The sequence below is a fragment of the Stenotrophomonas maltophilia genome (assembly GCF_039555535.1).
Taxonomy (GTDB): Bacteria; Pseudomonadota; Gammaproteobacteria; order Xanthomonadales; family Xanthomonadaceae; genus Stenotrophomonas; species Stenotrophomonas maltophilia_Q.
On the sequence record NZ_CP154630.1, the window covers coordinates 4036135 to 4049452 of the forward strand.

General features: G+C 67.3%; 6 protein-coding genes. 4 read left to right on the plus strand and 2 right to left on the minus strand.

What is annotated here, in order from left to right:
- Positions 1 to 137: 137 nt before the first annotated feature.
- Together AASM09_RS18615 and AASM09_RS18620 are read left to right on the plus strand one after the other, a co-directional pair.
- A complete protein-coding gene (locus tag AASM09_RS18615) occupies positions 138 to 3482 on the plus strand; it encodes a GH92 family glycosyl hydrolase (RefSeq protein ID WP_049429077.1) in 3345 nt (1114 codons plus the stop codon).
- Entirely contained in the window at positions 3479 to 4222 is a 744-nt protein-coding gene (locus tag AASM09_RS18620) for a basic secretory protein-like protein (RefSeq protein ID WP_049429078.1), read from the plus strand. Before AASM09_RS18615 ends, AASM09_RS18620 begins: the two co-directional genes overlap by 4 nt.
- 560 nt (positions 4223 to 4782) lie before the next feature.
- Here the strand turns inward: AASM09_RS18620 and AASM09_RS18625 are convergent.
- Positions 4783 to 7074, minus strand: coding sequence for an NADP-dependent malic enzyme (locus AASM09_RS18625; protein ID WP_049429079.1), 2292 nt, complete (start codon positions 7072 to 7074; stop codon positions 4783 to 4785).
- Positions 7075 to 7304: 230 nt separating this feature from the next.
- Positions 7305 to 8648, minus strand: coding sequence for a dicarboxylate/amino acid:cation symporter (locus tag AASM09_RS18630; protein ID WP_049429080.1), 1344 nt, complete (start codon positions 8646 to 8648; stop codon positions 7305 to 7307).
- 330 nt (positions 8649 to 8978) lie between these two features.
- Between AASM09_RS18630 and AASM09_RS18635 the strand changes: the two genes are divergently transcribed.
- Both AASM09_RS18635 and AASM09_RS18640 read left to right on the plus strand, forming a co-directional pair.
- On the plus strand, positions 8979 to 10148 hold the full coding sequence (locus AASM09_RS18635) for an OprO/OprP family phosphate-selective porin (RefSeq protein WP_049429081.1): 1170 nt from the start codon (positions 8979 to 8981) through the stop codon (positions 10146 to 10148).
- A gap of 66 nt (positions 10149 to 10214) precedes the next feature.
- Positions 10215 to 12857 (plus strand): hybrid sensor histidine kinase/response regulator, encoded by a 2643-nt coding sequence (locus AASM09_RS18640; RefSeq protein ID WP_049429082.1) that lies wholly within the window; start codon positions 10215 to 10217, stop codon positions 12855 to 12857.
- The last annotated feature ends 461 nt before the right edge of the window (positions 12858 to 13318 follow it).

The following is a 13318-nucleotide window of genomic DNA, read 5'->3' on the forward strand; positions in this document are numbered from 1 at the left end:
CGACCCGATCGCATGGCCCGCCCCCACCGGACCGGCATCGCCTCTCCCACTGCCATCCCGGCGGGCGGAGCGATGCTGCCCGTGGTGTCCGCCGATGCGGGTTCTGCCCGCCCCCTGCCCTTCCGGGAGACTCCTGCATGACCCTGTCCGATCCACGCCGCGCCCTGCTTCCGCTTGCCCTGGCCCTGGCCTGTGCGACCACTGCGATGCCGGTGCTGGCACAGGGACTGCAGACCTCGTTCGAACCCGGCGAACCTGCACCGGTGCAGGCCGCTGGCGCCCTGCAGGCAACGATCGGCAACGGCCCTGCCGCGCCTTACACCGCCAAGCGCAACGCCGGCTACAGCGGGCTGCATGCCCTTCGCTACAGCAGCGCAGGAGGCAAAGCGCGGCGCGAACTGTTCAAGACCGACCTGCCGATCGAGGCCGATACGACCCTGTCGTGGCTGGTGCTGCCGGAAATCGTTGGCCGGGACACCGTGGCCTCGACCTATGTGTCGCTGGACCTGCGGCTGGACGATGGCAGCCTCGTGTCGGCCGGCCCGGCACGCGACCAGCACGGCGTAGCCCTTGGCGCACGCGCGCAGGGCGAGTCGAAGACGCTGTACCCGCAACAGTGGGCACGCAAGGCGGTGCGACTGGGCGACGTGCCCGCGCTGAAGGGGCGCCGCGTGATAGCGATCGAGCTGGAGGTGGCCAGCAGCGATGGCGCCCCGGTGTCCGGCTGGATCGACGACGTGCGCTTGGATGCCCAGCCGCGGCAACAGCCGCAGCGCGTCTCCGACTGGGTGCTGACCACGCGTGGCACCCAGGCCAACGGCACCTTCTCGCGCGGCAACAATTTCCCGGCCACGGCGGTGCCGCACGGCTTCAATTTCTGGACTCCGGTGACCGATGCAAGCGCGTTGAACTGGCTGTACCGCTGGAACGAGCAGAACGACGCACAGAACCGCCCGCAGCTGCAGGCGCTCGCGTTGAGCCACCAGCCCAGCCCGTGGATGGGCGACCGCCAGACCTTCCAGGTGATGCCTTCGGCCAACCGTGGCGTGCCGGAGGCTGATCGCCGCAAACGTGCCTTGTCGTTCGACCGCGGCCACGAAAGCGCCCGCCCCTACCGCTACGACGTGCGCTTCGACAACGGCGTCGCGGCATCGATCGCGCCGACCGACCATGCCGCGCTGTTCCGCTTTGATTTCCCCGAGGGCGGCGATGCCAACCTGCTGTTCGACAACGTCGATGCACGTGGCGGCCTGACCCTGGACGCCGCCACGCAGACGCTGTCCGGCTACACCGACACGCGCAGCGGCCTGTCCAACGGTGCCAGCCGCATGTACGTGGTCGCCAGCTTCGACAAACCCTGGCGCAGCAGCGGTCGCCTCGACACCGGCCGCCCGACCGGCTACATCAAGTTCGATGCCGGCAGCGAGCGACGGGTGACCATGCGCATCGCCACTTCGCTGATCTCGGTGGAGCAGGCACGGCACAACCTGGCGCTGGAAATCGCCGCTGCCGACACGCTGGAGAGCGTGGCCGGCCGCGCACAGGATGCGTGGGATGCGCGCCTGGCCCGCTTCGATATCGGCGCGGCCAGCGACGACCAGAAGACCACGCTGTACTCCAGCCTGTACCGGCTGTACCTGTACCCCAACTCCGGCCACGAGAACGTGGGCAGCGCGGCCGCACCCGACTGGCGCTATGCCAACCAGGCCAGCGCCAGCGATGACAACACCGATGGCAGCGCGACCCGCAGCTTTACCGCCGTGCGCGACGGCAAGGTGTTCGTCAACAATGGCTTCTGGGACACCTTCCGCACCACCTGGCCGGCCTATGCGCTGTTCACGCCCGACGATGCCGGGCAGATGGTGCAGGGCTTCATCGAGCAATACCGTGCTGGCGGCTGGATCGCACGCTGGTCGTCGCCAGGCTACGCAGACCTGATGGTCGGCACCAGTTCCGATGTGGCGTTTGCCGATGCGTGGCTGAAAGGCATCGGCGGCTTTGATCCGGCCGAGGCCTACGCCGCCGCAGTGAAGAACGCGACCGTGGTACCGCCGGACCGCCATGTCGGCCGCAAGGGCATGGACCGCTCGACCTTCCGCGGCTACGCCAGTGCCGACGTGCATGAGGGCATGTCGTGGACGATGGAAGGCGCGCTCAACGATTTCGGCATCGCCAACATGGCCGACGCCCTGGCCAAGCGCGCGACCTCGCCCGCCGCACGCGAGCGCTACAGCACCGAGGCCGACTACTTCCGCCACCGCGCCGCCAGCTACTCGACGATGTTCGATCCGGCGGCCGGCTTCTTCCAGGGCCGCACTGCGGATGGCCGCTGGCGCGTGGACGCCAAGCATTACGACCCGCGCGTGTGGGGCCACGACTACACCGAATCCAACGGCTGGACCTTCGCCTTCACCGCCGCCCACGACGGTGAAGGCCTGGCCGCCCTGTACGGTGGCCGCGACAAGCTGGCCGCCAAGCTCGATACCTTCTTCGCTACGCCGGAAACCGCCGACGCCGCGTTCGCCGGCTCCTACGGCGGCACCATCCATGAAATGACCGAAGCGCGCGATGTGCGCATGGGCATGTACGCGCACAGCAACCAGCCGGCGCACCACATCCCGTGGATGTACCTGTACGCCGGGCAGCCGTGGAAGACCCAGCAGCACGTGCGCGAGATCCTGTCGCGGCTGTATGTGGGCAGTGAGATCGGCCAGGGCTATCCCGGTGACGAGGACAACGGCGAGACCTCGGCCTGGTACGTGCTGGCATCGCTGGGCCTGTACCCGCTGCGCATGGGCGCGCCGGAGTACGTGATCGGTTCACCGGCCTTCGAACATGCGCGCGTGGAACTGCAGGGCGGTGCCGTGCTGACCGTGAACGCAGCCAACAACTCGCGTGAGAACGTCTACGTGCAGTCGCTGAAGATCAACGGCAAGCCCTGGACCAGGACCTGGGTGCCGCACGAGCTGATCGCCAAGGGCGCGACCCTGGACTTCGTGATGGGCCCGCAACCGTCGCGCTGGGGCAGTGGTGTGGAAGACGTGCCACGCTCGCTGACCGCGCGAGGCCAGCGCCCGCAACTGCTGCACGATCTGCTCGGCAGTGGCGCGAAGGCGACGCTGGCCGATGGCCGCGCCCTGCCCGCGCTGGTCGACGACGATGCGGCCACCACCGTGGGCCTGGGGGGCGGCGCAACCATCGCGCTGACCGGCCTGGCCGATGGCACGGCAACGATGTACACGCTGACCAGTGGAGACGGCAGCATCCGTGGCGGTGAATGGACGTTGGAGGCGCGCAATGGCACCGGCAGCTGGACCGTGCTCGACCAGCGCAGTGGCGAAGACTTCGAATCTGCCCGCCAGACCCGTCCGTTCCGCATCGCAAAACCCGGTCGCTACAGCGAGTACCGCCTGCGCCTGGCGGCACCAGGGCGACTGCCACTGGCGGAGATCGAACTACTGGCGGCCAGCACCGTACAATGAGCCGCATGCGCTACCGTCTTCTGCCCCTGGCCCTTGTTGCCCTGTCCTTCTCCAGCTTCGGCCAGACCCACGCGTTCGATACGCAGCTGACCCGCGATGGCGTGACGCTGAACTACCAGGACGCCCGTGGCGCCCTGGCGGCGCCGCAGCGCAAGCGGGTGATCGATACGTTCTTCTTCGCCTATCTGCGCGAACGGGCTGATTTCCACCCGGCCGCGCCGTCGATGTTGCGCATCGTGATCGATCCGGCCTACACCGGCATCGCCTTCGTCGGCGACAAGGACCAGGCCGCAACCATCACCATCAATCCCGGCTGGTTGGCGCAGCACCCGAACGATATCGATCTGGTCACCCACGAGGCGATGCACATCGTGCAGGGCTATCCCGGCTACGGCGATGCACGGGTACCGGGCTGGCTGGTGGAAGGCATCGCCGACTACGCGCGCGACCGCTACGGCATGGACAATGCCGCCGCGGGCTGGGCACTGCCCGGCAAGGTCGAGAAGGGTCAGAACTTCGACAGTGGCTACCGGGTGACCGGTGCGTTCCTGAAATGGGCCGAGGCCGAACATCCCGGCCTGGTGCCGGCGCTGGACAAAGCCTTGCGTGATGGCCGCTATACACCTGCGCTGTGGCAGAAGCACACCGGCAAGGCATTGCCGGCACTGTGGACGCAGTATGCCAAGCCGCGTTCGGATGCACCGCCGCCGGTCCCTGCACGCCGCGGCAAGCGGCACTGAGCGGGTTGCCGACTGGGTATCGAGGCGACTGGGTAGAGTCGACTGCCTTTCGTACAACCACCGAAAACCCCGCGCTTCGCGCGATAGTCGACCAACGGTCGACTCTACCTCCCTGCCTTCTGCGTCTCAGCGCGACTGCACGAAACCGGCGTACAGCGCGAACAGTTGCTGGAAGTAACGCCGCGTCACTCGATTACGCATGACACCCTCGCCGATGGAAAGTTGGTCGGGCCCAGGGTGGGAAGGCCGGTCCGGTCCCTTCCCACGGCCGGGCCGCGTGGGCGTATTGGGCCGCAACGGCGTTGCAGGGAAATGACCAAGTCGCGTCGCGCGTATGGCAGCGATGGAACCGGCATCGGGACCGGCATCGGGACCGGCATCGGGACCGGCATCGGGACCGGTAGAGTCGACTGTTAGTCGACTATCGCGCGATCGCGCGGGGTTTTCGGTGGTTGTACGAAAGGCAGTCGACTAACAGTCGACTCTACCCGTTTCCACTGCGCGGAAACAGAAACGCGCCCCGTGGGGCGCGCTTCTGCAGCTGTCGCTGGAAAGAAGGCTTACGCCTTCTTTTCCGCTTCCAGCTGCTTCCTGATCTGCGCATCAACCGCGGCAATCGCGGTCATGTTCAGGATCCTGCGCGAGGTCGCGCTGGTGGTCAGGATGTGCACCGGCTTGTTCACGCCCATCAGGATCGGGCCGATCGCCACGCCGTCAGTGAACACGCGCACCAGGTTGTAGGCGATGTTGGCCGCTTCCAGGTTCGGCAGCACGAACAGGTTGGCACGGCCCTGCAGGGTCGAGCCCGGCAGCAGCTTCTGGCGCAGCGCTTCGTCCCATGCGGTGTCGCCCTGCATCTCGCCGTCCACATTCAGTCGCGGGTTGCGCTTGAGCAGCAGCTCGCGCACCTGGCGCATCTTCAGCGCGTCCTTCGAGTCGTGGCTGCCGAAGTTGGAGTGCGACAGCAGCGCCACCTTCGGCTCAATGCCGAACAGCTTCATTCGGTAGGCCGCCTGCAGGGTCGCTTCGCACAGCTGCTCGGCGGTCGGGTCTTCCTGCACGTGGGTATCGACGAAGAAGAACACACCCTGCTGGTTGATCACGCCGGTCATGGCCGAGGTCGAGGTGACCTTCGGCTCCAGCGGCAGCACGCTGCGCACGTAGCCCAGCTTCTTGTGGAAGCGGCCGACGATGCCGGTCAGCATCGCATCGGCTTCGCCACGGGCCACCATCACCGCCGCGATCAGCGTCGGGCGCGAACGCATCAGGTTCTTCGCCGCGGCCACGGTCACGCCGCGGCGGCCGGTCAGGCCGTGGTAGTACTGCCAGTATTCGTTGAAGCGCGGGTCGTCGTTGATGTTGGTGACTTCAACGTTCTCGCCGATCTTCAGGCGCAGGCCGAGGCGCTCGATGCGCGATTCGATCACTTCCGGGCGGCCGATCAGGATCGGATGCGCCAGGCCGTCATCGACCACGTTCTGCACCGCCTGCAGCACCACTTCCTCTTCGCCTTCGGCGTACACCACGCGCTGCTTGTCGCTGCGCGCGCGGTCGTAGACCGGCTTCATCATCAGGCTGGTGCGGTAGACGAACTGGGCCAGCTTGTCGCGGTAGGCGCCCATGTCGGCAATCGGGCGCGCGGCCACGCCCGAATCCATCGCGGCCTGGGCAACGGCGGCGGACAGCTCCACCAGCAGGCGGCGGTCGAACGGGCGCGGGATCAGGTATTCACGGCCGAAGCTCGGGGTCTCGCCGCCGTAGGCCGAGCCCATGTCGGTGGCGGCACGGCGTGCCAGCGCGGCGATGGCGCGCACGCAGGCGATCTTCATTTCCTCGTTGATCGCGGTCGCGCCCACGTCCAGCGCACCGCGGAACAGGTACGGGAAGCACAGCACGTTGTTGACCTGGTTCGGGTAGTCCGAACGGCCGGTACCGATGATCGCGTCCGGACGCGCGGCGCGCGCCACCTCCGGCATGATTTCCGGGGTCGGGTTGGCCAACGCGAAGATCACCGGATCCGGCGCCATGGTCTTGACCATGTCGGCAGTCAGGATGCCCGGTGCCGACAGGCCCAGGAAGATGTCCGCGCCATCAACGATCTCGGCCAGGGTGCGCTTGTCGGTGTCGCGCGCATAGCGCTGCTTTTCCGGATCCAGGTCGGTACGACCGGTGTGGATCACGCCCTCGCGGTCGAAGGCCAGGATGTTCTCCGGCTTCAGGCCCAGCTGCACCAGCATGTTCACGCAGGAAATACCGGCCGCGCCCATGCCCGTGGTCGCCAGCTTCACTTCCTCGATCTTCTTGCCGGTGATCGCCATGGCGTTGAGCACCGCTGCGCCGACGATGATCGCCGTGCCGTGCTGGTCGTCATGGAACACCGGGATCTTCATGCGCTCGCGCAACTTGCGCTCGACCACGAAGCATTCCGGGGCCTTGATGTCTTCCAGGTTGATGCCGCCGAACGTCGGCTCCAGCGAGGCGATGATGTCGACCAGCTTGTCCGGGTCGGTTTCATCCACTTCGATGTCGAACACATCGATGCCGGCGAACTTCTGGAACAGCACGCCCTTGCCTTCCATCACCGGCTTGCCGGCCAGTGCGCCGATGTTGCCCAGGCCCAGCACCGCGGTGCCGTTGGAGATCACCGCCACCAGGTTGCCGCGCGCGGTCAGTTCGCTGGCCTGCTGCGGGTCGGCCTTGATCGCTTCACAGGCGTACGCCACGCCCGGCGAATACGCCAGCGACAGGTCGCGCTGGGTCAGCATGGGCTTGGTAGCGGAAACCTTGATCTTGCCGGGCGGAGACATCCGGTGGTAATCGAGGGCGGCCTGTTTGAAATCTTCGTTGGACATCGATGTGGGTTACATGAATGGGCAGAAGGGACAGGGGATGATACCCCCGTTGGAGCGTCCGGACCTGTCGCTATCCTGTCGCAGGCATGCTGCGACCGCACAATTCCGTGCCGTATGCGACGGTACCGCGAGACCAGCTTCGGCGCCTCCCGTGACAGCCGTGGGACGCCCTGAAACGCCGCGGGGCCGTACCACTGTCGTGATCGGCCCCGCGGTACCACACACCTGGATCAGCCCTTGACCGGCAGCGCCTCGGGCAGCGCGTCCACCGGCGGCGGCAGCTCGCTCTCGCGGCCATCCAGCGCCAGCTGCAGGCGGTTGCGGTCCAGCGCGCCTTCCCAGCGCGAGACCACCACGGTGGCCACCGCATTGCCGATGAAGTTGGTCAGCGAGCGGCATTCGCTCATGAAGCGGTCCACGCCCAGGATCAGCGCCATGCCGGCCACCGGCACTTCCGGCACCACGGCCAGGGTGGCAGCCAGGGTGATGAAGCCGGCGCCGGTGACGCCGGCCGCGCCCTTGGAGCTGAGCATGGCAACCAGCAGCAGGGCGATCTGGTGGCCCAGGGTCAGTTCGGTATTGGTGGCCTGGGCAATGAACAGCGCGGCCAGGGTCATGTAGATGTTGGTGCCGTCCAGGTTGAACGAGTAGCCGGTCGGGACCACCAGGCCCACCACCGACTTGCTGCAGCCGGCGCGTTCCATCTTCTCCATCAGCGACGGCAGCGCCGACTCCGACGAGGAAGTGCCCAGCACCAGCAGCAGTTCGGCCTTCAGGTAGCGCGCCAGCTTGAACACCGAGAAGCCACACAGCCGGCAGACCAGGCCCAGGATCACCGCCACGAACAGGAAGGCGGTGAGGTAGAACGAGCCCACCAGCCACGCCAGGTTGACCAGCGAACCGACGCCGTACTTGCCGATGGTGAAGGCGATCGCGCCGAAGGCACCGATCGGGGCGGCCTTCATGAGGATGTGGACCAGCTTGAACACCGGGGCGACCAGCGCCTCCAGGAAGTTCAGGATCGGCTTGCCCTTCTCGCCCACCGATGCCAGCGCGATGCCGAACAGCACCGCGATGAAGAGCACCTGCAGGATGTTGCCGTCGACGAAGGCGCTCACCAGCGTCTTCGGAATGATGTCCATCAGGAAGCCGACCAGGGTCAGGTCGTGCGACTTCTCGACATAGCTGTGCACCGCGGTCTGGTCCAGCTCGGCCGGATTGATGTTCATGCCGGCGCCGGGCTGCACCACGTGCGCCACGATCATGCCGACGATCAGCGCCAGCGTGGAGAAGAACAGGAAGTACGCCATTGCCTTGGCAAACACGCGGCCCACCGTGCGCAGGTGGGTCATGCTGGCGATGCCGGTGACGATGGTCAGGAAGATCACCGGCGCGATGATCATCTTCACCAGGTTGATGAAGGCATCGCCCAGCGGCTTCATCTTCTCGCCGACCAGAGGTTCGTAGTGGCCGAGGATGGCGCCCAGGACGATCGCCACGATCACCTGGAAATACAGCTGGCGATAGATCGGCAACGGCTTTGCAGGCGCCGGGGCTGCGGTCGGGATGTGCATGGCGGACTCCGGAAGGGGCGTTTTCAGGCACGTACGGCCCCGGGACAGCGCGGGAACCGTTACCGTGGAAACTGCTCGCAGGCCCTGTGCTGCACGCGCAGGGGTGCGACCAATGGACGCCTTTGTACGCGCCGGGCACGCCGGCGCAGATAACCTATTGGTACTAGCCCCCCGGTTCAGGTGGCGGCGATGCCTACACTGGCGCCGCACCGCCGATCACGGGGAGGCCGGTGGCCCGGGCTGAACGGCCGGGCGTGTCCTTGCGAAAGTTTCGGCCCCTGCGGCCGTTGTTGTCCTGTCCACACGCAATCTGAGAGAGCCGCACCCAACATGCGCCCGATTCCCACCTTGCTGGCCCTGTCCCTGGCCGCCCTTCCCGCCTTCGCCTCGGCTGCCGATTTCGACAACTGGCCGACCAAGTACACCTTCGGCGACGGCACCGAACTGGCCGCCACCGCCAACATCGCCTACGACTACAACGACTTCTCCTCGGGCAGCGGCCTTGAGGACGACGACGCCGTGCGCCGCAAGGAGTTCGGTGCGACGCTGAAGAAGAAGGGCGTCTACGACGCGATGGTCTACTACGACTTCCAGGCCGACACCTGGCTGGACGTATTCGTGCGCTTCGAGAGCAAGGCCTTCTTCGGCCGCGACGTGGGTCGTTTCCGCTTCGGCTACATGAAGACCCCGGTCGGCCTGGATGCGAACACGTCCTCGCGCGCCGGCACGTTCCTGGAAACCGCGCTGCCCGTGCAGGCCTTCTACGCCGGCCGCCGCACCGGCGTGGAATGGGTGCTGGAGCGCCCCCAGTACCTGCTGCAGGCCGGCGCCTACGGTGGCAAGGACCTGCAGGGTGACAACCCCGGCACCACCCAGGCGGTGCGTGCGGTATGGACTCCGGTGAAGGCGCCGGGTGACGTGATCCACCTGGGCCTGGCCTACTCGCAGGAAAATCCGCGCGGCTACAGCGATGGCCGTGACGTGCACCACGAGGCCAGCGCGCGCCTGCGCGCACGCCCGGAAGCCGGCCTGACCGACATCCGCTACGTCGATTCCGGTGCCCTGGTCACCGCCGACCAGATCCGCCGCACCGGCCTGGAAGGCATCTGGATCCGCGGCCCCTTCTCGCTGCAGGCCGAAGCCCTGCGCGCCACGGTCACCCGCCATGACGGCAAGCCGGATTACACCGGCAGCGGCCAGTACGCGATGGCCAGCTGGGTGCTGACCGGCGAGTCGCGCCCGTACAACGCCGGTGCCGTGGCCAACATCAAGCCGGCGCACGACTACGGTGCGGTGGAGCTGGTGGCCCGCTACAGCCGCCTGGACCTGGACGACGGCAGCATCCTCGGTGGCCGCCAGCACGACCTGACCCTGGGCGCGAACTGGTACCTGACCAGCCACTTCAAATTCCAGGCCAATTACGTGAAGGTCGACGCCAGCCGTCGTGGTGTGCACAGCACGCCGGAGATCTTCGAACTGCGCGCGCAGATGCACTTCTGACCCCTTCCACGTCAGACCCCGGCGGGCGTGCATGCCACGCCCGCCGGCCCTGCGTAGACTGCCGCCATGTACTGGCTCAGCCGCCACCGGATGCTGTTGCTGACCATCGCGGTGATGGTCGGTGGCACCGTGCTGTCTGCAGTGGCCGCCGGCCACTACGCATGGCGGCGTGCCCTGGGCGACGAAAGCAGCCAGGTGCAACGCCAGCTGCAGCTGTATGGCCAGGGCCTGCAGCAGCGCATCGACCGCTTCGGCACGCTGCCGCAGGTGCTGGCGCTGGACCCGGACCTGTTGCACGCCCTGCGCGTGCCGCCCTCGCCCGCCGAACGGCAGCGGCTGAACCTCAAGCTGCAACGCGCCAATGAGGTCACCCGCGCCTCGACCCTGACCCTGGTCGGCCACGACGGCGTGGCGGTGGCGGCCAGCAACTGGGACCAGCCGACCACCAATGTCGGCGAGAACTACAGCTACCGCCCGTATTACCGGCAGGCGCTGGCCAAGGGCCGTGGCCGCTTCTACGGCATCGGCATGACCACCGGCGTACCCGGCTATTACCTGTCGCAGGCCATCGAGGAAGGTGGCCAGCGGCTGGGCGTGGTGGTGATCAAGGTCGAGCTGTCGGCGCTGGAACAGGAATGGCTGAGCAGCCCGGACGTGGTGCTGGCCAGTGACGACCACGATGTGGTCTTCCTGGCCAACCGAGACAACTGGCGCTACCGCCTGCTGCGCCCGTTGGGCGCCGACGAGCGCCGCGAAATGCTCGATGCCCGCCAGTACGCCGACCGTGCGCTGCAGCCACTGCGTGCGCGTACCGAGGACGTGCTGGCCGACGGCGGCCGCATGGTGCGCCTGCTGGATCCCGCATTGCCGCAGCCGATGCTGTGGCAGAGCCTGGCGCTGCCTGTGGAAGACTGGAACCTGCATCTGCTGCACGATGCCAGTGCAGCCACTTCTGCCGGTCGCGCGGCCGCACTCACCGGCGGTGCTGCGTGGCTTGCACTGGGCTTCCTGGTGCTGTTCGTGCAGCAGCGCCGGCGTCTGGCCAAGCACCGCCTGCGCAGTCGCCGCGAGCTCGAAACCCTGCTCAAGCAGCATGCGCAGGAACTGCGCACCGCACAGGATGGCCTGCTGCAGGCTGCAACCGACGCTGACAGCGGCCTCAGCCGCAGCCTGGCGCACCTGCCGCAGGGCGTGGTGGTGATCGACCGCGAACTGCGGCTGGTGGCATGGAATGCACGCTATCTCGAACTGTTCCGGTTCCCGGCAGACCTGGTGCGCGTCGGCCGTCCAATCGAGGAACTGTTCCGTTTCAATGCACGCCGTGGCCTGCTCGGTCCGGGCCCGGTGGACGAGGCCATCGAGCGTCGCCTGAACCACCTGCGCAGCGGCCGCCCGCACATGCGCGAAAGCGAGAAGGACGACGGCACGGTGCTGGAGATCCGTGGCAACCCGCTGCCCGACGGCGGCTTCGTCACCAGCTACGCCGACATCACCAGCTACAAGAATGCCGCGCGCGAACTGCGTTCGCTGGCCGACGCGCTGGAGCACCGCATCGCCGAGCGCACCCGTGACCTGGACGAAGCACGCCGCGAAGCCGAACAGGCCAACCGCTACAAGACCCGCTTCGTCGCCTCGGCGGTGCACGACCTGCTGCAACCGCTCAACGCCGCGCGCATGTTCGTCTCGGTGCTGCGCGGCAAACTGAGCGACCCGGCACAGCAGCAGACCAGCGACCACATCGACGCTGCACTGGCCGCGCAGGACGCGATCCTCAACAGCCTGCTGGACATCGCGCGACTGGAATCGGGCAGCCTGCCCACGCGCGTGCAGGCGTTCCGGCTGGGCCCGCTGCTGCAGACGCTGGCGCGCGAGTTCGGCATCGCCGCACAGTCACGCGGGCTGGTGGTCGACTGGGTCGATACTGCTGCGGTGGTGGTCAGCGATGAAGCGCTGCTGCGGCGCATCCTGCAGAACTTCCTGTCCAACGCATTGCGCTACAGCGAACGCGGCCGCGTGCTGCTCGGCTGCCGCCGCCGCGACGGTCTGCTGTGGATCGAAGTGCACGACCAGGGCCCGGGCATTCCCGATGCGCTGCAGGGCGAGATCTTCGAGGAATTCCGCCGCCTGCACGACGGCCAGCAGCGCGGCGCCGGCCTTGGCCTGGCGATCGTCGACCGCATCGGCCGCCTGCTTGGCCATCCGATCCGGCTGCGCTCGCAGCTGGGCCAAGGCAGCGTGTTCGCGGTTGGCGTGCCTTTCGGCGACGCCAGCGCGATTCCAGCCACCGCGCCAGCCCCGGTACTGGCGCAGGAGCCGGCGGCGGACAATCCACTGCGCGGGCGCCGTGTGTGGGTGATCGATGACGATCCGCACGTCTGCGCGGCCAGCCGCGCCCTGCTGGAACGCTGGGGCTGCGAGGTGATGCTGGCCGATGGCCCGCAGGCCGCGTTGCTGCTGGCCAGTGTCGAAACGGTGCCGGATCTGGTGCTGCTGGATGTACGCATGGGCGATCACCATGGCCCGGTGCTGTACGAGACGCTGGCCGAGCTGTGGCAGGCGCGCCCACCGGTGGTGCTGGTGACCGCCGAGCGTGATGCGGGGCTGCGCGAGATGGCTGCGGAGCGCGGTTGGGGGATGATGGCCAAGCCGGTGAAGCCGCCGGCGCTGCGGGCGTTGATGAGTCAGTTGCTGATCCGGCATCGCGGGTAGTTTCCAGCCAACGGCACAGCCCCTCGTGGGTGGTGTCTGGCTGGTCGCGGAAGGCAGGATTGCTGAGGGCTGGCCGGGTGGGTGGGCAGTGCGGGGACGCCGTGAACCCATCCATGGGGGCTTGGCCGCGGCATCCTTGCCGCGGACACCCCGCACTGCCCACCCACCCGGCCGCTGACAGTTCACGGATGTTCTCCACCCACGGAGAAGAAAAAGAAGATCAAAAGCGGTCGCGCGCTGCGCTTGCTCGTGTAGAGCCGAGCCCATGCTCGGCTTCGCGGGCCGACCGGAAAGCAGCCGAGCGTGGGCTCGGCTCTACAAAAGGCGGCCTGCCAGGCTGCTTTTTCTTTTGATCTTCTTTTTCTTATCCGTGGCGTCCACCGCGCACCCCACCCGACCGGCTCACTCGCAGCTTTTGCTTTCAACGCCCCCAAAACCACCCACGAGGGGCTGCGCCGTTG

What these genes read in the sequence shown, in the direction of transcription:
- AASM09_RS18615 (WP_049429077.1), top strand. Translation starts at nt 138, where the DNA reads ATGACCCTGTCCGATCCACGCCGCGCCCTGCTTCCGCTTGCCCTGGCC.
- AASM09_RS18620 (WP_049429078.1), top strand. Translation starts at nt 3,479, where the DNA reads ATGAGCCGCATGCGCTACCGTCTTCTGCCCCTGGCCCTTGTTGCCCTG.
- AASM09_RS18625 (WP_049429079.1), bottom strand. Translation starts at nt 7,074, where the DNA reads ATGTCCAACGAAGATTTCAAACAGGCCGCCCTCGATTACCACCGGATG.
- AASM09_RS18630 (WP_049429080.1), bottom strand. Translation starts at nt 8,648, where the DNA reads ATGCACATCCCGACCGCAGCCCCGGCGCCTGCAAAGCCGTTGCCGATC.
- AASM09_RS18635 (WP_049429081.1), top strand. Translation starts at nt 8,979, where the DNA reads ATGCGCCCGATTCCCACCTTGCTGGCCCTGTCCCTGGCCGCCCTTCCC.
- AASM09_RS18640 (WP_049429082.1), top strand. Translation starts at nt 10,215, where the DNA reads ATGTACTGGCTCAGCCGCCACCGGATGCTGTTGCTGACCATCGCGGTG.